Annotated in this window: 19 protein-coding genes; 4 read left to right on the top strand and 15 right to left on the bottom strand. The window is 65.8% G+C overall.

Annotated elements, in window-relative coordinates; all coding sequences use genetic code 11:
• Positions 1 to 1,815, bottom strand: a complete 1,815-nt coding sequence (locus tag ACOOGG_RS11115) for an NAD(P)-binding protein (RefSeq protein ID WP_420435155.1) — start codon at positions 1,813 to 1,815, stop codon at positions 1 to 3.
• Positions 1,816 to 1,858: 43 nt separating this feature from the next.
• Positions 1,859 to 3,043 (bottom strand): MFS transporter, encoded by a 1,185-nt coding sequence (locus tag ACOOGG_RS11110; protein ID WP_420435154.1) that lies wholly within the window; start codon positions 3,041 to 3,043, stop codon positions 1,859 to 1,861.
• 101 nt (positions 3,044 to 3,144) lie between these two features.
• On the opposite strand from ACOOGG_RS11110, the gene ACOOGG_RS11105 reads away from it, so the two are divergent.
• Positions 3,145 to 4,035 (top strand): phosphotransferase family protein, encoded by an 891-nt coding sequence (locus ACOOGG_RS11105; RefSeq protein ID WP_420435153.1) that lies wholly within the window; start codon positions 3,145 to 3,147, stop codon positions 4,033 to 4,035.
• A 62-nt stretch (positions 4,036 to 4,097) separates the two neighbouring features.
• On the opposite strand, the gene ACOOGG_RS11100 is transcribed toward ACOOGG_RS11105, so the two are convergent.
• From ACOOGG_RS11100 to ACOOGG_RS11075, 6 genes are all read right to left on the bottom strand, one after another.
• A complete protein-coding gene (locus ACOOGG_RS11100) occupies positions 4,098 to 5,264 on the bottom strand; it encodes a thiolase family protein (RefSeq protein ID WP_420435152.1) in 1,167 nt (388 codons plus the stop codon).
• A 34-nt stretch (positions 5,265 to 5,298) separates the two neighbouring features.
• Complete coding sequence (locus ACOOGG_RS11095; RefSeq protein ID WP_420435151.1) at positions 5,299 to 6,825, bottom strand: class I adenylate-forming enzyme family protein; 1,527 nt, start codon at positions 6,823 to 6,825, stop codon at positions 5,299 to 5,301.
• Entirely contained in the window at positions 6,822 to 7,241 is a 420-nt protein-coding gene (locus ACOOGG_RS11090; RefSeq protein ID WP_420435150.1) for a Zn-ribbon domain-containing OB-fold protein, read from the bottom strand. The genes ACOOGG_RS11095 and ACOOGG_RS11090 overlap by 4 nt, the downstream gene beginning before the upstream one ends.
• Positions 7,242 to 7,255: 14 nt before the next feature.
• Positions 7,256 to 8,449 (bottom strand): cytochrome P450, encoded by a 1,194-nt coding sequence (locus tag ACOOGG_RS11085; RefSeq protein ID WP_420435149.1) that lies wholly within the window; start codon positions 8,447 to 8,449, stop codon positions 7,256 to 7,258.
• 33 nt (positions 8,450 to 8,482) lie between these two features.
• Complete coding sequence (locus ACOOGG_RS11080; RefSeq protein ID WP_420435148.1) at positions 8,483 to 9,256, bottom strand: SDR family NAD(P)-dependent oxidoreductase; 774 nt, start codon at positions 9,254 to 9,256, stop codon at positions 8,483 to 8,485.
• A gap of 65 nt (positions 9,257 to 9,321) precedes the next feature.
• The gene (locus tag ACOOGG_RS11075; protein WP_420435147.1) at positions 9,322 to 9,537 is read right to left on the bottom strand and encodes a ferredoxin; all 216 of its coding nucleotides are present in this window, start codon (positions 9,535 to 9,537) and stop codon (positions 9,322 to 9,324) included.
• Between the two features lie 47 nt (positions 9,538 to 9,584).
• Here ACOOGG_RS11075 and ACOOGG_RS11070 point away from each other — a divergent pair, with 47 nt between their 5' ends.
• Genes ACOOGG_RS11070 through ACOOGG_RS11060 form a run of 3 tightly spaced genes read left to right on the top strand, consistent with a single transcriptional unit; the run spans position 9,585 to position 12,154 of the window.
• A complete protein-coding gene (locus ACOOGG_RS11070; RefSeq protein ID WP_420435146.1) occupies positions 9,585 to 10,346 on the top strand; it encodes an SDR family NAD(P)-dependent oxidoreductase in 762 nt (253 codons plus the stop codon).
• Between the two features lie 3 nt (positions 10,347 to 10,349).
• Positions 10,350 to 10,688: a nuclear transport factor 2 family protein gene (locus ACOOGG_RS11065; RefSeq protein ID WP_420435145.1), complete on the top strand. Its 339-nt coding sequence runs from the start codon at positions 10,350 to 10,352 to the stop codon at positions 10,686 to 10,688.
• On the top strand, positions 10,688 to 12,154 hold the full coding sequence (locus tag ACOOGG_RS11060; RefSeq protein WP_420435144.1) for an FAD-dependent oxidoreductase: 1,467 nt from the start codon (positions 10,688 to 10,690) through the stop codon (positions 12,152 to 12,154). Before ACOOGG_RS11065 ends, ACOOGG_RS11060 begins: the two co-directional genes overlap by 1 nt.
• Here the strand turns inward: ACOOGG_RS11060 and ACOOGG_RS11055 are convergent, their stop codons facing one another.
• Genes ACOOGG_RS11055 through ACOOGG_RS11025 form a run of 7 tightly spaced genes read right to left on the bottom strand, consistent with a single transcriptional unit; the run spans position 12,155 to position 18,588 of the window.
• Positions 12,155 to 13,483 (bottom strand): FAD-dependent oxidoreductase, encoded by a 1,329-nt coding sequence (locus tag ACOOGG_RS11055; RefSeq protein ID WP_420435143.1) that lies wholly within the window; start codon positions 13,481 to 13,483, stop codon positions 12,155 to 12,157.
• 24 nt (positions 13,484 to 13,507) lie between these two features.
• Positions 13,508 to 14,041 carry a VOC family protein gene (locus ACOOGG_RS11050; protein WP_420435142.1) on the bottom strand — a complete coding sequence of 178 codons (534 nt, stop codon included), beginning with the start codon at positions 14,039 to 14,041 and terminating at the stop codon, positions 13,508 to 13,510.
• Entirely contained in the window at positions 14,034 to 14,720 is a 687-nt protein-coding gene (locus tag ACOOGG_RS11045; RefSeq protein WP_420435141.1) for an SDR family NAD(P)-dependent oxidoreductase, read from the bottom strand. Before ACOOGG_RS11045 ends, ACOOGG_RS11050 begins: the two co-directional genes overlap by 8 nt.
• A gap of 6 nt (positions 14,721 to 14,726) precedes the next feature.
• Positions 14,727 to 15,437 (bottom strand): ABC transporter ATP-binding protein, encoded by a 711-nt coding sequence (locus ACOOGG_RS11040; RefSeq protein ID WP_420435140.1) that lies wholly within the window; start codon positions 15,435 to 15,437, stop codon positions 14,727 to 14,729.
• Positions 15,437 to 16,384 (bottom strand): ABC transporter ATP-binding protein, encoded by a 948-nt coding sequence (locus ACOOGG_RS11035; RefSeq protein WP_420435139.1) that lies wholly within the window; start codon positions 16,382 to 16,384, stop codon positions 15,437 to 15,439. Before ACOOGG_RS11035 ends, ACOOGG_RS11040 begins: the two co-directional genes overlap by 1 nt.
• A complete protein-coding gene (locus ACOOGG_RS11030) occupies positions 16,381 to 17,487 on the bottom strand; it encodes a branched-chain amino acid ABC transporter permease (protein ID WP_420435138.1) in 1,107 nt (368 codons plus the stop codon). Before ACOOGG_RS11030 ends, ACOOGG_RS11035 begins: the two co-directional genes overlap by 4 nt.
• A gap of 3 nt (positions 17,488 to 17,490) precedes the next feature.
• Positions 17,491 to 18,588, bottom strand: a complete 1,098-nt coding sequence (locus tag ACOOGG_RS11025; protein ID WP_420435137.1) for a branched-chain amino acid ABC transporter permease — start codon at positions 18,586 to 18,588, stop codon at positions 17,491 to 17,493.
• Positions 18,589 to 18,647 lie beyond the last annotated feature (59 nt).

Here is an 18,647-nt window from a genome sequence, read left to right as displayed (position 1 = left end):
CTAGTCGAAGTCGATCCCGTGGGCGTCGGCGATGGCGGTGAGGATTGTGCCGGGTTCCCGGGCGTCGCCGACCACTTGGACTTTGAGAGCGGCATTGGCGAGGTCGGTGGATAGGGGGTCGTAGGGGTGTTTGGCCACGGTGAGGGCGAGGTCGGCTTCGGGCGGATGATCGACCTTGGTATGGATGCCGACGTCGAGGGCCTGTAGTCGTTCTAGGGCGGGTTGGACCACTAGATCTAGCAGGGCGTTGGCGGCTACTCGGCGGCCGGGGGTGGTCAGGGTGACCGCTAGCCCCTGGGAGGCCAGCCACTCGGCTAGGCCGAGAGCCTCGTAGCCGCCGAAGCGGTCTTCCACCACCGCAGTGCTCCCTTGAGGCGCTGCGCTGATGTCGGGGATCTCGGCCCCGATGGCACCGGTGGCCACCACCACCAAACCGGGTCGGGTTGCTGAAATGGCTTGCAAATCGGCGGTCTCGCTCAACCGCACATCGACGCCTAGGCGGGTTAGCTCTCGCTCTTGCCAATTGCAGATGTCGCCCAGCAAACCCCGAGTGGGAAGCTCCTGGGCCTCCCGCACAGCGCCGCCCAAGCGGTCGCGGGCCTCGAACAGGACCACGGAGTGGCCCCGCTCGGCGGCCAGTCGGGCCGCTTCCATGCCGCCGGGTCCGCCGCCGACCACGGCCACCTTTCGGAGCCGGGCGGTCGGTAGCAGCGGCGAAAAATCCAGCTCGCGGCCCACTGCGGGGTTGACCGCGCAGGAGAGGCGACCCCGGTTGAGGCCGCCGACGCAGCCGTCGTTGCCGGCGATGCAGGGGCGGATCTCGGCTTCTCGGCCTTCGATGCTCTTGGCCACCAGGTCGGGATCAGCGATGTGGGCTCGGGTGAGGCCCACCATCTCGGCCACTCCGCCGGCGATCAGCTCGTCGGCCTCGGCCAGAGTGCGGAACCGGCCGGTGACAATGGCCGGCAGATCTACAGCGGCCACCACCGGGGCGGCCGCTTCTAGTTCGTAGCCAGGGGGCTCGTGCATCCCGCCCATGATCTTGTGGGGCCGCAGACAGCTCCCGTAGGTGAGGTTCACGTAGTCGATGAGCCCGTAGTCGGCCAGCACTCTCACCAACTCGGCGCAATCGTGCTCGGTCACTCCCCCGTCGCCCACTGCTTCTGATCCGACCCGCACGCCCACTGGAACCTCGGGCCCGACCGCCTCTCGCACCGCGCCCACAACCTCGCGGGCCAGCCGGACGCGGTTCTCCCAGGAGCCGCCGTAGCCGTCGGTGCGCTGGTTGGTGGCCGGCGACATGAACTGCTGGAGCAGGTAGCCGTGGGCGATGTGGATCTCCACCCCGTGAAGGCCGCCCTCGATGCTCCACTGGGCCGCGGCGGCGAAGGCATCGGTGAGGGTGGCAATGTCGTCGGCAACCATGGCCTTGGCCCGCCGGCGGATACTGGGTCCGGACAGCTCCGACGCCGACCACGGCGGTCCATCGTCAGCGGTCACCCCCTCATAACCCAAATGGCCGAGTTGCTGGAATACGGCCATGCCGTAGGGGGCCAGCCGAGCCATCAGGCGGCGATAGTCGCCCACCACCGAGGCGTCGTGCAGCCTCAGCGTGCCCATGTCGGTGGGATGAACCGACGCCGCCTCCAGAACGGTCAGCCCGCACCCGCCCGCGGCCCGAGCCTCGTGGTAGGCAATCAGCTCGTCGGTGACCCGCCCCTGCCCAATATTGGTGCCGTGCGCAGTGCGCACCACTCGGTTCTTGATCTCCAACCCATTGACCTCAACCGGTGCCAGAACGTGCTCGTAACTCATGGCGTCAACCCGCCAGCCAGCTTGGTCGTCAGGCCAAATTCGGTCAAGAGCCCATCTCGCCCACTTGGTTGGCGCGGGCGAAGCAGACGGCGGCGGCGGTGCTGCCCAAGGCCATGGCCAGCCAGGCCCAGGTGTAGGTGCCTAGCCAATCCACTAGCGCGCCGAAGCTCACCGGGGTTGCCAGCGCGCCCATGTAGTAGCCGGTCATGGTGAGGCCGGTGGCCCGGGCGACAGCTTGCGGGGCCCGATCGACCACCGCGGCATGCATGATGCCGATGGCGGCCAACTGGACGATAAAGCCGGCGAACAAGCCGATAGTGGCCACGGCCAAACCAAAGGTCAGACCGCTCATTGTCACCAGAATCGACGCGGTCAGCACCACGCACAGCCCGACAATGAGCGGCACCCGTTTGGTTCGACCGAGATAGTCGGCCCGCAACGCAGTCAGCGACATGCAAACCGCTCCGAGCCCTGCTGCTATTCCAGCGATAGCACCCGCAACCGGTTTGGAAGTGCCCAGCCCTTCGTCCAAATACGGCACGGCCCACGAGAACAGCGGCTGCGAGGAGCCCACCAGGAAGAATGCCGACACCGCAAACCACCAGAATCCACGGGGAAGGGCCGATTCCTGGCGTTGCGCCCGTGAACGGGAGGAGCGGATGTCGGGGATGACGACCGCCGAATTGATGGCGCTAACCGCGGCAATGGTGCCCCCGATCATCAATATGAGGTTCCAACTCCAGCGGTCAGAAGCCCACGGCACCAATACTGCGCTGATCAGCGCCATCGTCGGCACTCCCGAGGTCTTGGCCGACAGCGCCAGCGTACGCCGTGATTCGGGCACCGCGGCGGCAACCGCCTCATTGGTGGCCGCGTTGGTCAGGGCGTAGCCGAAGCCGGCTAACACCGCGGCCCCGATCAAAGCGGCATAGCTATCGAGGAGGGCGGCCGACCAGGCAGCAACCGCCACGATCAGCTGATCGGCGACCACCGCGGTGCGGGTTCCGATCCTTTCGGTGATGCGGGCACCGGTGATCGATCCCAACCCGGTACACCCGAAGTGCAGGCTCACCAGCAGGCCGACCTGGGCTCGGGAGATGCCGAGGTCGTCGCGCACCGCGCCGGCGAAATAACCCGGGAAAAAGCCCAGGCTGGAGCCGATGCCCAGCGCCAGCATGCTGGCCGCCACCACGGCTGGACCTCGACCAGCTCCTGGTTGTGCGCTCATGCGCTTCCCCCATCCCGCACTTCAGGCGACGTTACCGGGCGGCAGAACCGGTCCTGCGATTGAGCGTCTACTGGCTTGGGGTGGCCCGGTACGCTCGCTTGGTGGACTTGTCGCCCGCAGCAGTGGGCCGTGCGGTATCGGAGGTGTTCGACGGGGTGGACGCCCAGCCCCGAATCGATCGCCTAGAGCGAGGGTTCTCATGGGTGACGCTAGGGGTGGACGACGTGATAGTACGGGTAGCGCCCCGAGGAGGGCCGCTTGACCCGTATGACCCAGAGGTTGAAGCCGCCAACCTGCAACGGGTGCAGGGGATCGTGCCAGCACCCCGGGTGCTGGCTGTGCAGCCCAATCCCGGCAATCCCATCGGCCGACCGTTCGGCGTTCACTCCCGGGTGCCGGGCCAGGTTCTGCGGCTCGAGAGCGTGACCGAACTCCGCTCGGAATACACCGCCGCTGCCGCCGATGCGTTGAGCCGGCTCCACGCTCTGACAACTCCCATCACTGTGACCGATGCCTACGACGCCGAACTCGACCGGACAGAGGCTGCCTACCGACGGGCCGCTCCCGACCGCCACCCAGAATTTGAGGCCGCCCTTTTTTGGCTTCGAGCCCATCGGCCCGACTGCGATGATCCCGCGGTGTGGTGCCACGGCGACTTCCGGTTCGCCAACATGTGCTGGACAGGGCCGGGAGAGCTGGGCGGGATCTTGGACTGGGAACGGGCCTGGGCCGGCGACCCCATGTGCGACGTGGCCTTCACCCGCCGGTTCTCCGGCTGGTGCTCAGTCGACGACTCCGCCGGCTACGGCCATGCGATCGATCAGAAGCGCCTGGCCTATGCCGCCCGCTTCGAGCGGGTCCGCTCCTTCACTGCGTCGATGCGAGCCCTCCGGGCCTGGCTGGATGGCCGCTCCGACGACCCCCGACTGCTCACCATCGGCCGCCGCGGCGAGCAGGCCATGAAAACCGAGCTCGACTGGGCAACCGACTGACTCAGCCCCGGTCCAGGATCATCACGCATCGGTTCCGCCGCTGCCGGGTCCTCGATGCGGACTCAGCCCCGGCCCAAGATCATGACGTTGTGGTATTGGGCGCCGGAGCCGGCGCCGGTGACCAGGGCCACCTCTGCGTCGGCTACTTGGCCGGGGCCGGCGGTGCCACGGAGCTGTCTTACCGCCTCCACGATCTTGAGGGTGGGACCGCCCCAGCCAATGTGGCTGTAGCTGAGCAGGCCGCCGTCGGTGTTGAGAGGGTGGCGGCCGTCGGCGCCGATGCCCGCTTCGCCCAAGTAGTCGGCCCCTTGCCCTTCGGGGCAAAGGCCCAGCAACTCGAACTGGCGCACCACCTCGTAGGTGTTGATGTCATAGAGCTCGAACACGTCCACATCTTGTGGCCCCAACTCGGCCAGCTCGAACGCCCGGCGGGCGGCGTCGGCCCCGAGGCGCCATACCTCGTCGTATCGGGGCGGATTCACGTATTGCTGGCGGTGCCACTCCGAACCTCCGCCCAAGATGGCCACCGGCGGCCTGGCGAGGTCGCGGGCCCGCTCGGCGGTGGTGACCACCATGGCCGCGGCCCCCTCCGTCGCCAAGCACAGGTCCAGCAGCCGGAACGGCTCGGCCACCATCGGCGAGGCCAGCACATCGGCCGCGGTGTAGGGACCCCGCCCGGCCATAACCGCAGCTGGGTTGGCCGACCCCGCGTTGCGGATGGCGGCCGCGATGGCGGCCACCTGCTCGGGGTCGGGGGCGAATCGGTGACGGTACACCTGGGCTACCAGGGCGAACTGGGCCGCGGTGAGCGATCCCCAGCAGGCGATGAACTCGTTGTCGGGCCGGGTGTAGTCGGCCACGCTGGCCCCGCCCATGACCCCGGCCTGGCCGCCGAACACCAGCGCCACCTCGCACAGCCCGGCGGCCACCGCACCCGCCGCGTCCAGCGCGCCAGGCACCCCTTGGGGATAGGTGTCGCACACCCAGCGAAGCGACTGGCCGAACACCTCGGCCCAATCGGCTGAGCCGGGCTGGAACACGGTGCCTCCCGGCCCCGGCCAGCGAGCAGCCACCCCGTCGACATCGGCCACCGTCAGCCCAGCGTCGTCTAGCGCGGCCAACGCGGCCCGCAAAGAGATCTCCGCCGAGGTGGTGTCGAGCCGGCGGGCCATCTCCGTGGCGGCCACTCCGGCAATCGCCACCCGGTGAAGCGGATGAGCACCGCTCATACCTTCCGGCCCTCTCCCCAGTAGCGGGAGCAGTTCATACCTTCCTGCCCTCTCCCCAGTAGCGGGAGCGCAGCTCTTCTTTGGCGATCTTTCCCACCGCGTTCTTGGGCAGCGAGTCGGCGAACTCCACCCGCTCGGGGATCTTGATGGAAGTCAGCTCCGATTGCCGGCACCACAGCCGCATCTCCTGGCCATCGGCTTCGGCCCCTTGCTTGAGGGCCACCACGGCCACAATCGCCTCGCCCCACTCGGGGTCGGGCACGCCGATCACCGACGCCTCCAGCACCGCGGGGTGACGGTACAGCACGTTCTCGATCTCGGTGGGGGCGATGTTCAACCCTCCCCGGATGATGAGGTTCTTCATCCGGTCGACGATGTAGATGAAGCCCTCGCCGTCGACCTCGGCTACGTCCCCGCTGTGCATCCACCCGTTCCGCAACGCCTCCGCCGTGCGCTCAGGATCGCGGAAGTAGCCCTTCATCACATGGGGGCCGCCGAAGACCACCTCTCCCCGCTCGCCCACCTCGACATCTCGGCCCTCGGGGTCCACCACCCGCACATCCACCGCATACGACGGCTGGCCGCACGACGACAGCAGCTCGGGGCGCTCCTGCAACCCCCGCACATGGTCTTCTTTGCGCAAGATTGTGCCGATGGAGGCGATCTCGGCCATTCCATAAAGCTGGTTGAACACTGGGCCGAAGCGCTCCACCAACTCGGCGAGGCGGTCGGGGGAGATGGGCGACGAGCCGTAGCCCAGCGTGCGCAGCGACCCCAGCTTGTGGTCGTCGGCCCGTTCCAGACGGTCGAGCAGCCGCATGAGCTGGGTGGGCACCAGAAACGAATGGCTCACCCCGTGGTCTTCCACCAGGCGGGCATAGCTCACCGGGTCGAAGTTGCGGCTGTCGGCGAAGCCCTGGGCTGCACCGATCAGCAGGCACGGCAGGATGGTGATGTTCACGCTGGAGTTGTGGGGGATCTGGATGAGGTAGCGGCTGTGGCGGTCGATCTCGTATTCCAGGCAGGCCACGGTGGCGTGCTGGAGCACCCGGGCGTGGTCGAAGTGGACCCCCTTGGGCCGCCCGGTGGTGCCGCTGGTGTAAACGATGCAGAAGTCATCGTCGGGGCGCACTTGGTGCAGGGTGTCGGGTGGCGCGGCCGAGGCGGCGTCGGCCAGGTGGTCGAGGTCGCGGTCGATGTCGATGACCGGCAGGTCGAAGCCGTCGAGCTGCTCGCGGTGCTCGGTGTCGGTGATGGCCAGGGTCGGGTCGGCATTGTCGAACACTTGCTCCAGCTCCACCGGGCCGAGCCGGAAGTTGAGCCCCACATAGCAGCCGCCGGCCTTGGTGATGCCGCCGAGCACCTCCACCACCTCGGGTCGGTTGGCCGCCAACAGGGCCACCCGGTCGCCCTTGCCCAGGCCATGAGCCCCGAGCAGGGCGTTGGCGATGCGGTTGGTGCGCTCGTCGAGCTGGCGGTTGGTCAGCTCTCGCTCTCCGAAGATGGCAGGGTCGCCGGGGTGGCGGGCCGCGTTGCGGGCGAAGGCCAGCCCGACGTTCACCGGGCCGCCTCATCGGGAGCGAATGCGGGCAGACGGTGGCCGTCGGGGCCGCTGATGAACCGCACGGCAACCGCCATGTCGATAGCCACCTGATCGGGCTCGCAGTCCACGATCCAGGTGAGCAGGTGCCACCCCTCATCCACATCAACGTCGGCCAGCACATAGGGGGCGTCGAACGCCGGGGTCGGAGGTCGGTGGATGGTGGTGTGGCTGTACACCCGGCCCCGCCCGCTGCTGGGCTGAAAGGACCAGTCGGTGCTCTGGCATCGGGGGCAGGCGAACTGGGGGACGAAAAAGCTCTGCCCGCACTCCTGGCACACCGGGCGGACCAACTCGCCCCGGTCGACCGCGGCCCAGAACTCCCCGGTCAGCGGGCGCTGGGTCCGATCCTCCTGCTCTTCGGCCGAGCCGTCCATCAGCGATCTGCCGATCAGAACACCACTGGGTATGTGCCCCACCAGACCCGGGCGATGTTGGGGTCTTGCTGGGGGGGATTGTCGGGGTCGCGCCGGGCACCTCGGGCAAGAAGGCCTTGAAGGATCAGCGCCACCGTGCCCAACAAGATGGGGGCCCCGGTGGTCTCGTCTGCCGGCACGCCGCCGTCGAGCTCCATTCCGATGCAGGCGTGGCGCCCTCCGCCGAAGGTGTGGCCCCATCGGGGCACGTCGTCGCGGATCGAGCGGAGCGGGTTGAAGCTGTCAGCATCGGCCCCGAACACCTCAGTGTCTCGATTGGCAGACCACAGGTCGAACACCGCCGTGTCACCCACCGCCATTTCGGTGCCGCCGCGCAGGGTAACCGGCTCGACCGCCTCCCGGCGGGCCACTGGGCTGGCCGGGTGCAGGCGCATGGACTCATGCACGCAGTGCTGGAGGAACACCGGATCTTCGATCATGCGGGCTCGGTCGTCGGGGTGGTCGTCGAACCAGCCGAATGCGCCGTGGACGGCGTGGGTGGTGGCTGCCCCTGTTGAGTGCATTCCGGCCAGCATGTAGAAGGCCACCTCCCGGCGGACCACGTCGCGGGGCAGGTCCAAAGAGTCCTGGTTGCGCACCAGCACGGTGAGCACGTCTTTGGGAAGCTCGTCCTCGGTGACCTCGCCGGCGCCGAACCTCTCGAAGAGCTCGGTGCGGCGGGCAAGCGACGGGGCGAAGAACTCCTCGTCCCAGCGCTCTAGGGCCTCGGCCACCTCGGCCCTCAGCTCCTCGGGATCCCGGGTGCTGTGGACCGCAGTGGCTCCTTCGCTGAACTTGACCGCGTAGGAGAACAGCCGATCGGTTTCCTCCGCCGTGCCCTCCGAATAGTCCACTCCGGCAGCGGCGGCGGTGAGGTTGACCACGATCCGCCGGGCCAATGGCACCACGTCGCCCCGGCCGGCGGCTGCGGCCGGGTCCAGCACTGCGTCCACTGCGATGGGCAGCAGATCCCGCTCGTAATGCTCAAACGTCTCCCGGCGGAACAGACGGTTCTCCAGCCGGCGGCGGCGGCGGTGATCATCGCCCCACAAGGTGAGCAAGGTGTCGGCCATTATCACCCCCGCCGCATCGTAGAGCGCTTGTTTGAGGCCCTTTTGGCGGTAGGCGTCGCGGACCTCGTCGAACCGGGTGAGGGTGATCTCTGTCATTGCGAATTCTCTCCTTGGATCAGTTTGAGCCGATCAGCTTTCGTCAGCGACGCCGTCGATCGACGCCGGACGGGGCATCCCGGCCAGCACTGTGGACACCACACCGCCGTCCACCACCAAGTTGTGGCCATTGACGTATTCGGCGTCGGCAGAGCACAGCCACATCACCGCTTTGGCGATATCTTCCGCGGTGCCTAGGCGCTGGCTGGGAGTGCGGGCAGAACGGATGGCCCGCACTTCGGGGTCGGCCAGAACGGGGGCCGACATACCGTCGTCGATGATGCCGGGCGCCACTGAGTTGACCCGGATTCCGGCCGGGCCCCATTCGATGGCCATCTGCCGGGTGAGCTGGATCACCGCCGCTTTGGTCGGGCTGTACGCCCCCGAATTGGGGCCGGGAGCGATGCCGTTTATGGATGAGATGTTGACCACCGCCCCGCTGCGTCCCTCTGCTATCAGGCGGCGGGCCACAGCCCGGCCGCACACGAACGGACCGTTGAGGTTCACTTCGACCACCGCCCGCCAATCGGCTTCCGAGTGGTCGACCAGGGGGGTGAAGCGCACGATGCCCGCATTGTTGACCAGCGCATCCGGAGTGCCGAAGGCATCGAGCGCAACCTCGATCGCGTCCGAGTCAATGGTGGAGGCTGCGAGGGGCACCGCATCGGGCAGCGACTGAGCAGTCTGGCCGGCGGCCTCGGCGTCGATGTCCAGCACCCCCACCCGGTAGCCGGCGGCCGCCGCCTGCCGGGCGATCTCCGCCCCGATCCCGTGTCCCGCCCCAGTAACAATCATCGATTTCGCCACGAGCGCAAACCTTAGTGGTCCACCTGCGAGTCAGCGGAGGTGGCCGTGAACCTCGGCCTCTCGGGCTATTCCAATAGGCTGCCGTTGTCGTCGAATACCTGAATGGCCCGGGAGGGGCAATTGCGGGCGGCTCTAAGGAGTTGTTGATCGGTGAGATTCCCCGCGGAGGCAAGCACGGTGGCCAGTTCGTCGTCGTCGAAGGCGAATGCGGCGGGATAGTCGGCCACGCATCTCCCCGAGCTCATGCACTCGTCCTGGTCGATCTCCACTCGGTAAGCCATCTCACGACATTAGTGGCGTTGCCGATGCCCGATTAGTTTGCAAGTCGATGAAGTCCATCGGTGGCATGTCCATATTAATCACCGGAGGCGGCTCGGGCATCGGCGCAGGAGCGGCCCAGCATCTGGCCAGCCGGGGGGCTCGGGTGACCATCACCGGGCGCCGCAGCGACCGGGTGGAGGCCGTCGCCGCTCAGTCGGGCGACGGGTGTCGGGCTGTGGCCGGGGACGTGACAGTGGCCGCCGACCGCACCGCGATGATCGAGGCCGCTGTGGAGCACGGCGGCGGCTTGGACGCTTTGGTCAGCAACGCCGCCAACATGTACCGGGGTCCGGTGGACGAATTGGAGGAGCAGGCCCTGCTCGATGTGTTCCACACCAACGTGGTGGCAGGGATGATGCTGGTGGGCGAAGGGCTGCCCCATCTGCGGGAGCGCCAGGGGTGCGTGCTGTTCTTGGGGTCGGTACACACGCAGCGTGCCTTTCCCGGAGTGGCCCCGTACGCCGCCACCAAAGGAGCGCTGGAGGCTCTCACCGGGGTGCTGGCCGCCGAGCTGGGGCCCCAGGGCGTGCGGGTGGGCTGTGTGAGGCCTGGTGCGGTGTTCACCGAGATAAACCAGCGGGCCGGACTGATGGGCGATGACGAGGCCAAAGCCCGGCTTGACGGTCTGGGGCCGGCTCACGCCTTGGGCCGCATCGGCACCGTCACCGAGATAGCCGAGGCGTTCGAGTATCTGATCAGCGCCGAATGGGCCACTGGCTCGGTGCTGACGGTTGATGGCGGGCTCAGCCTCGGCATTACCAATGCGTGACCGATGCGCGACCCTCTGAGAACAGTTCAAGACCACCTGGACGCGGTGCACACTGGCGACCCCGAGGCCATGGCCGCCGACTACGCCAACGATGCCGTGCTGGTGCGCGATGTGGTCTACCAGGGCCGCGACGCCATTGCCGGATACTTCGCCACTGTGCCCGCCCGGTTGGGCGTTGGTCTGGTGGAATTCGCTGAGCCCCGGTTGGAGGACGGGTTGGTGGCGGTGGGCTGGAAGCTGGTGGGCGGCCCTGGCGACGGCGCCTCGGGCACCGATCGCTTCGAGGTGGCCAACGGGTTGATCACCCGCCAGACGGTCACCCTGGACGGGGGGGACTTCTGATGTTCGACCAGACATACGACGTGGTGGTGGTGGGTTACGGCGCGGCTGGCACGGCCGCGGCTGTCACCGCCAGCGATGCCGGCGCCTCAGTGGTGCTGGTGGAGAAGAGTCCCGAGCACCGCCACACCCCGTCAACCCGGATGTCGGGCGGCATGGTGATGACGGTGACCGACGTGGACGCCGGAGCCCGCTATCTGGACGTATGCGCGTCGGGCATGGTGCCCTTCGATGTAACCCACGCCTGGGCCGAGCGGGCCGCTTGCCTGTCGCAGTGGTTCGAGGATGCCATCGGCGGCTTGGACATGGTGGCCTCAGCGGGGGCTGAGCATCCCGGCTTCGAAGGGGCAGCAGCGATCGTGGCCGTGCAGCCCGGCGGGGTGGCCGAGCGGCTGGCAGCGGCGGCTGGGGGCGGCCCCCGGCTGTTCGAGGGGTTGGCCGCCGCGGTGGCCCGGCGGGATATCCCCATTCAGTGGGGCACCGCTGCTTCTCGGCTAGTCCAGGATGCAGACGGGCGGGTGACCGGTTTGACCGCGACCCGCAACGGTCAGACTGTGGCGCTGGGTGCCCGATGCGGCGTGGTGCTGGCCTGCGGCGGCTACGAGTTCGACGAAGACCTCAAGCGCGACCACCTGCGGACCTATCCGGTGCACTTCTACGGCAACCCCAACAACACCGGCGACGGGGTGCGCATGGCCGCTGGGGCTGGGGCCTCCATGTGGCACATGAACCAGATGATCGGCCGGGCCATCGGCCACTTCGACCTTGACGGTCAGCCGATCAACTTCATCATCGGCATCGACCCTCCCGGATATGTGATCTGCGACCAAGCCGGCAACCGCTTCGCCAACGAGCACAATCAAGCGCTTCTGCGCCACGACTTCTACTACGACCTGCTGGCCTACGACCCGGCCACCAACACCCACCCCCGGGTGCCGTGCTACTGGTTCTTCGACAAGTCCCGGCGGCGCGCCGGACCCCTCACCTACGCCCACTTCGGCGCGGTGGCCGTGGGCCTATACGACTGGAGCGACGACAACGCTGCGGAGATCGAGCGCGGCTGGATCGCCTCCGGTGCCAGCATCGCCGAAGCCGCCATGGCCGCCGGCATGACACAAGAAGCCGCCAAGAAAGCAGAAGCCACTGTGGGGGACTACAACCGCTCTTGCCTTACTGGAGAGCCCGACCCTTTGGGCCGCCCAGCCGACACCATGGCACCCATATCCGAGCCTCCCTACTACTGCGTGGCCCTGTGGCCCGGGGGATCCAACACCACCGGAGGCCCCCGCCGCGACCGCCACGGCCGCATCCTCCACGCCTTCGGCGACCCCATCAGTGGCCTCTACGGTGCCGGGGAACTAGGCCAAGCCTCCGGTTTGCTCTACCCCGGCGACGGCTCCAACCTGTCAGAAGCCTTCTGCTTCGGCCAGATCGCCGTCGAACACGCCCTCAATCGCAAGCAGACTTGATCAGCGCCTGCCGTTGGCCGCGACCCGGCCGGCGATGCGGCCCAGGGTTAGGGCGGCGGTGATCTTCACTCCGCCGAGGCCAATGGCGGGGCTGACTCCGCCTACGCAGTCGCCCACCGCGTAGAGGCCGGCAATGGGATCGCCGAACACGTCGAGCACTTGCATGTCGGCATTCACCTGGAAGCCTCCCGCGGGGAAATTTATGCCCACCACCATGGGCGCGGCCCACAGGGGCGGTTCGACGATGCCGGTTCGGGGGTGGCCGAAGATCACCCGGCCGAATTCGGGATCGCGGTCGGTGCCCGATACCACTGTTTGGTTCCAGCGGTCCAAGGTTTTGGCCAATCCATCGGCGTCGCATCCGATGGCAGCAGCAAGCTCGGCGGGAGTAGTCCCGGAGACGGCCGGCTTGGGCATCTCGTCCACCAACTGGGCCTTGGCTTGGGCGATTCGGTTGTCGAACACGTACCACGCCTGTTGGTCCTGCTGGGCCTCCAGAGCAGCAACCCGGTCGTCGTAGGGGCCGGCCTCATCGTGGAAGCGGTGGCCCTGCTGATTGACCGCGATGGAGTCTTCTACCAGTGCAGAACCCACCATTACCAGCGGGGGGATCATGGTCATATTGATCAGGTCGCCACCCACTGCCGAGCCCATGATATGGCCGTCACCTCTACAGAGATCGGTACCCAGATAGGGGGTGGACGCCTGGGCTTCGGGCTGAAAGCGAGAGCGCAGATCAGGGTTGGCCTGATAGCCGCCTGCGGCCAGGACAACCCCGTCGGCCGCCCCGAATCGAGGCCCGCCCTCGGTGACCACCCCGCTGATCTGGTCGCCGTCCCGCAAAAGGCGAACGGCCCGGGTGCGATAGCGAACGTCCACCCCGGCGTCAGCCAGCGCAGACTCGAAGCAGGTGGTGAACATGGCGGTATCGGCCACGCTCACCATCCGGTCCACTGTGTGCTGCACCGGGCGGGGCAGGAACCGATCGAACCGGAAGCCCAATTCGGTGAGTTCCCGGTAGGTGCCCGCCGATTCCTCGGCATAGCGCCTGGCCAGGTCTGCGTCGAAGATCAGCCCGTAGCGGCCTTTCTGGCGGTTGATCTCGGCCTGCATGTCGGCCAAGTACTGCTCGGGGCTGTCTTCGACACCGATTTCAGCCTGCATCTCGAACTCGGCGAAGGCCACATAGCCGGTGGAGCGGGCCGCGTTGCCGCCCAACAGTTCATCTGCCTCCAGCAGAATTACCAAAGCACCGCTTTGGGCCGCGGCCAGGGCGGCTGCTGAGCCACCGGGCCCTCCTCCCACTACGACCACATCAGCGGTCTCCACCGGATTGACCACTAGCTCAGCCGCTCAGCCACCGCGATCGGTGGCGGCGGGGAAGTCGGCGCCGGCCAGCCAGTTGAGGAAGTCTTGGCGGCGGGCCGCGTCCACCAGCTCTACCCGCAGCCCAGTTGTGGGTAGCCAGTGGTAGGTGAAGCCCAGCGGGCGGCCGTCTGAGGCCTCATAGGAAGCCAGCCACTCGTACCCTGCGTCGGCCAGACATTGGGCGTCGGCCACCAGGTCGTGGCTCCAATAGCCCAGGTGGTGGATGCCCCCGGCGGTGGAGGTGTCCCACACCGTGCCCGGCGTGGCCGAGATGAACTCGACGTGGGGGGGACCATCAATGGAGTAGGTGAACCGGAAATCGGCCTTGACTACCCCGTTGGGCTGGCGCACCATGAACTCCCGATGCTGGACGGGGGCCCACTCGAATCCGTGGAGGGCACTCCACTCGGCCATGGCTGCGTCAAGATCGGTCACCACGATGCCGAAATGATAGAAGTCCTCCAGGGGCACCAGCCCCCGAAGAGCATCATGCTGTGAATTGGATGTTGAATCAGGCATGGCCGCGCCACCCTCCGTCAGTGAATAGAACTTCGCCGGTTACATAAGACGCCTTCTCGCTGAGCAGAAACGAGATGACCTCGGCGACCTCGGCGGGCTCGGCGACCCGGCCCATCGGTACCCGAGCATCCAGCCAGGCCGCCTGCTCGGGATCGCCAAGCCGCTCCGCGGTCATCGGTGTGCGCACCGGCCCCGGCGCCACCGCGTTGACCCGCACCCCCAGCGGTGCTGCCTCCACCGCGGCCGCCCGGGTGAGGGCCGACACCGCTCCCTTCGAAGCGACGTAGTGGGCCTGATCGGGCACCGCGATCTCAGCGTTTACCGAAGACACGTTGACAATGCCACCTATCGCGTTGGGACGGTGTCGGCGCAAGAATCCCCGGATGCCCAGCCAAGTGCCAACCACGTTGACCCGCAAATGGCGCTCAAAATCATCCAATTTGGTTTCAACAATCGAGCCGCGGGTGCGGATACCGGCGCAGTTCACCAACCCGGCAAGCTGGCCCACATCGTTGAACACTCGATCCCAGGCAGCTTCATCAGTGACGTCCAGCAAGGTCACATTTGCGGCGGAGGTGAGATCAGCCGCCACCACGTCCCAACCGTCGCCCGCCAGCACTCGACAGGTCTCAGCACCGATTCCTGATGCCCCACCGGTCACCAGAACCCGACCCGGCATCAGCTGTCAGTGGCCGAGATACGACCGGACCAAATCGTGGGAAGCCCGCAGCTCAGAAGATGGCCCGCTGATGTCGTTGTTGCCGGTGCGCAGTACATAGGTGCGATCGGAAACTTCCAGCACCCCGGCGTTCTGCTCCACCAGCAAGAAGGTGGTGCCGCCCTCGTCGCGCAGGTCGACTACCAGCTCGAAAAGCTGGTCTACCAGGTTGGGAGCCAGGCCGAAGGACAGCTCGTCAATCATCAGCAACTTGGGCCGGGTGATCATGGCCCGGGCCAAAGCCAGCATCTGCTGCTGGCCGCCCGACAAAGAGGAGGCCTGCTCGCCGATCTTCTCGGCCAGCGCGGGAAGCAGGTCCAAGAGGCGATCACGGTCGCGGCGAATGGCAGCCGCGCCGTCAGAGCGCAGTCCCAAACCCAGGTCCAGGTTCTCTTTCACCGACAGGTTCTGGAAGATGCCCCGTCCTTCAGGCAGATGCCCGAGGCCACGCATGGCCCGGCGTTCGATGGCTAGGCTGCCCAGAGTCTCGCCGTCGAGCACCACTGATCCCGACCAAGTGTCCAATACCCCGGAGATGGCCCGCAGCAAGGTGGTTTTACCCGCGCCGTTGGCCCCCAGCACAGACACGATCTCGCCTTCTTCCACCGACAAGGAGACGCCATGCAGTACTTCGAGGCGGCCGTAGCCCGAAACCAGATCGTTGATCTCGAGCAGCATCAAGACGGCTCCCCCTGCTCGGCGTCCTCGTCTTCAGTCCACACCTCTGTGAGCTCGCCCTCTTCTTCGACGTGGTCGATGTGGTGGTGCTCAGACAGTGGACTCTCCACCTCGTGAATCTCACCGCCTTCCTCGGCTTCGAATCCGTGGCCCAGATACGCCTCGATGACCACCGGATCGGTGGTCACATGCTCTGGGCTGCCTTCGGAGATGATCTTGCCGAAGTGCAGCACGCTGATCTTGGGGCAAAGGCTGGTCACAAGCTGCAAGTCGTGCTCGATGATGATCACACAGAGGTTGCGCTCGGCCTGGATCTCCCGCAGCCCCCGCAAAAGAACCGTTACGTCGTCGGCGCCGAGCCCGGCAGCGGGCTCGTCGAGCAGCACTACTGAGGGAAATGCCACCAGCGCCCGGACCACCTCCACCAGCTTCTGCGAACCCAGCGACAGCGCACCGGCTTCCTCATGAGCCACTTCGGCCAGCCCAAACCGGTCCAGCATGTCCATGCATATCTGCCGGGCCTCTGTCTCCTCCCGGCGCTGTGGCGGCCAAAGCAACAGCTCGGCAAAGTGCCCCCAGCGGAAGAGGTGATGCCGTCCCAAAAGGGTGTTCTCCATCACCGTGGCGTCGAGGATGAGCCGAGGGGCTTGGAAGGTTCGACCGATGCCCGCCTTTACCCGGCCAGTTCGTGACAATGGAGCAATGTCCTCTCCATTAAGGCGTACCGACCCTTCGTTGCGGCGGACGTAACCCGAGATCACGTTGAACACCGTGGTCTTACCCGCTCCGTTGGGGCCAATGAGCCCGTTGAACCCGGGAGTGAATTGCAGGTCTACTCCTTGCAAGACCTGGTTCCCGCCAAAGGCCACATGCAAATCCTCGATGGCCAGCGAAGCAAGAGATTCTGAAGGGCTGGAACCCGGCGCGGCAGTGTCGACGGCGCTCATATTGACGACCCCACGGATCCTGCCAAGCTCTGTAGCCGGCGTTGAAGGTCTTTGACCCATCGGCTTTCGCGCATGCGCTCAGGCAGAGCGGCAATTCCGTTGGGCAGAATAAGCACAGCCAGAATGAGGGTGATACCCAAGATCAAAAAGAGCAGCTTTTGGGTGTCCTGCAACTTCTGGCGCAGGAAAACGAAGAATATTGCGCCAATGAGTGGACCCCATTTGTGGCTCAGCCCTCCCACAATGAGAACGACGAGCAGGAACACCAACAACCGGGTGCGGAAAGCTGCGGGGTTGGCAAAGGAGCTGTTCTGAGCCCACATGGCACCGGCCAACGCAGCTGCGAACGCCGAGATTCCAAAAGCCACGAGCTTGTAGTACGTCGAAGAGATCCCGACGGGGCCGGTAGCAATGTCTATATCTCTCACGGCTTTGAGGGTTCGGCCCAGTCTCCGATTAGTGAGCACTACGTAGGCCACCATCATCAGGAACAGAGCGCCCAACGACAGCATGTAATAGCTGTCGACACGTCCAAGCCCGGGAACTCGGAATTGCGGGACCTGCTTGCCAGTCCCACCGTTGGTCTTGAGGCCGTCCCACACCTTTTCGTCCAGGCGGATGATGGTGACGATCAATTCACCCAATGCCAAGGTGGCAATGGCCAAAAAGAAGCCTTTGAGCCGGGCAGCGGGGAATCCCACCAAGACTCCGATAATGGCTGCGGCAATGCAAACCACCGGTAGCGCTACAAGGAACGGCCAGTCATAGCCCGCCAGAGCCTCACGGGCCCCGCTAGGGGCGGAGAGAACCGCCGTTCCGTATGCCCCAAGCGCAAAGAGACCAGCGACGGCGAGGCCGAGGGTCCCGGAATAGCCCACCAGCAGGTTGAAGCCCACCGCAGCTATTGCGAAGGCGAAGACAAAGGCCAGATTGCCTTTCCCAAAATCGTTGCCGCTGTCGAAGATGTCGGTCCAACCCAAGATGGGAAGCCATGGCAGTAACGCGAGAAAGACAAATACCGCTAAGAAGGTGGCCCACGACGGGACAGATCGGCGGAATCTGCTCTTCGGCGCATACAGCGGGGTAGCAACACGATCAGCCACTTGCTACACCTCTCGCGTCCGAGCCGTTCTGCTGAAGCCGCCGGGAGCAACCAGCAGAACCACGACCACCACTAAGAGAGCAATGGTGGGCTGCAAGCTTGTGCTGATCTGGCCGCCAGCGAGGGCCTCGCCGACCCCAATAAGCAAGCCACCTGCGAATGTGCCCCCGAGAGATGTAAATCCACCTAGCACCGCGGCTATGAAGCCCTTGAGAATCAACCCTTCGGCACTACCCAGCTCCAGCACTGTTGAGCTGGTGTTCAATATCATTGCTGCTCCAGCAACGAATGTGCCGATGGCCCAGGCTATGAGTGACACCATTCCAGCGTTTATGCCCAGAAGACGAGCGGTTGCGCCGTCTTCGGCAATGGCCCGCATCCGCACTCCCCACTTCGACCAGAAGAACAACGCCATGCCAATGGCAATGGCGATGCCGACGGCAATCGTCACCACCTGATCCCAGCCAATCCGAGTGTCGCCAAGATCGAAGGTCTCTCCCGACCAGGGAGCATCGAAGCGCTTGGGAGTAGACCCCCAAAGGTTCTCGATGACAGAGCCGAGGGCGAAATTAAACCCGATAGTCAACAACAACAGCGGGAAGTGGTCAACCTTGGTAAGAGGCTTTACCCAGTGGCGGATCATGAGGTAGGTGAGCCCTATCGTCAAGATGGCCAAGATGATCGCTACCCCGAGGGGAAACCCCTCATCGGTGACGGGGAACCAGTCGAAGAATGTGGGAAGACCCTCGTCTCGCAAGAAGCCAACGCTCAGCCAACCCAAGCCCAGAGCAGCGAATATGGCCAAAGGCTGATTGGACAGGCCGGTGAGGGGACGTACCAAGAAGAACTGGGTAATGGCCCCAAACACTGCGGCAAAAGCCAGGGCTAAGACAATGGCCAGCCAGAAAGGCCATCCAACTCCGCCCTTATCGGGGTCGGCCGATAAGAACCACGCCATAAAGGCAGCTACCAGGCCCATCTCCGCCATGGCGAAGTTGGGCACATCGGTGGACTTCATGATGACCACGACGGCCAAGCCGATGAGAGCGTAACTTGAACCGGTCTCAAGACCAGCCACAATCTGCTGGAGGAGTTGATCCACCTGCTGTGCTCCTAGAAGTCGTAGGTCCGGGACCAGCACATGCCAGCCCCGGACCAACT

The organism is Candidatus Poriferisocius sp. (assembly GCF_965214065.1).
GTDB lineage: Bacteria > Actinomycetota > Acidimicrobiia > Acidimicrobiales > Bin134 > Poriferisocius.
This window is presented reverse-complemented; position numbering and strand designations above follow the sequence as displayed.

What these genes read in the sequence shown, in the direction of transcription:
- ACOOGG_RS11115 (WP_420435155.1), bottom strand. Translation starts at nt 1,815, where the DNA reads ATGAGTTACGAGCACGTTCTGGCACCGGTTGAGGTCAATGGGTTGGAG.
- ACOOGG_RS11110 (WP_420435154.1), bottom strand. Translation starts at nt 3,043, where the DNA reads ATGAGCGCACAACCAGGAGCTGGTCGAGGTCCAGCCGTGGTGGCGGCC.
- ACOOGG_RS11100 (WP_420435152.1), bottom strand. Translation starts at nt 5,264, where the DNA reads ATGAGCGGTGCTCATCCGCTTCACCGGGTGGCGATTGCCGGAGTGGCC.
- ACOOGG_RS11090 (WP_420435150.1), bottom strand. Translation starts at nt 7,241, where the DNA reads ATGGACGGCTCGGCCGAAGAGCAGGAGGATCGGACCCAGCGCCCGCTG.
- ACOOGG_RS11085 (WP_420435149.1), bottom strand. Translation starts at nt 8,449, where the DNA reads ATGACAGAGATCACCCTCACCCGGTTCGACGAGGTCCGCGACGCCTAC.
- ACOOGG_RS11075 (WP_420435147.1), bottom strand. Translation starts at nt 9,537, where the DNA reads ATGGCTTACCGAGTGGAGATCGACCAGGACGAGTGCATGAGCTCGGGG.
- ACOOGG_RS11070 (WP_420435146.1), top strand. Translation starts at nt 9,585, where the DNA reads ATGAAGTCCATCGGTGGCATGTCCATATTAATCACCGGAGGCGGCTCG.
- ACOOGG_RS11065 (WP_420435145.1), top strand. Translation starts at nt 10,350, where the DNA reads ATGCGCGACCCTCTGAGAACAGTTCAAGACCACCTGGACGCGGTGCAC.
- ACOOGG_RS11060 (WP_420435144.1), top strand. Translation starts at nt 10,688, where the DNA reads ATGTTCGACCAGACATACGACGTGGTGGTGGTGGGTTACGGCGCGGCT.
- ACOOGG_RS11050 (WP_420435142.1), bottom strand. Translation starts at nt 14,041, where the DNA reads ATGCCTGATTCAACATCCAATTCACAGCATGATGCTCTTCGGGGGCTG.
- ACOOGG_RS11045 (WP_420435141.1), bottom strand. Translation starts at nt 14,720, where the DNA reads ATGCCGGGTCGGGTTCTGGTGACCGGTGGGGCATCAGGAATCGGTGCT.
- ACOOGG_RS11040 (WP_420435140.1), bottom strand. Translation starts at nt 15,437, where the DNA reads ATGCTGCTCGAGATCAACGATCTGGTTTCGGGCTACGGCCGCCTCGAA.
- ACOOGG_RS11035 (WP_420435139.1), bottom strand. Translation starts at nt 16,384, where the DNA reads ATGAGCGCCGTCGACACTGCCGCGCCGGGTTCCAGCCCTTCAGAATCT.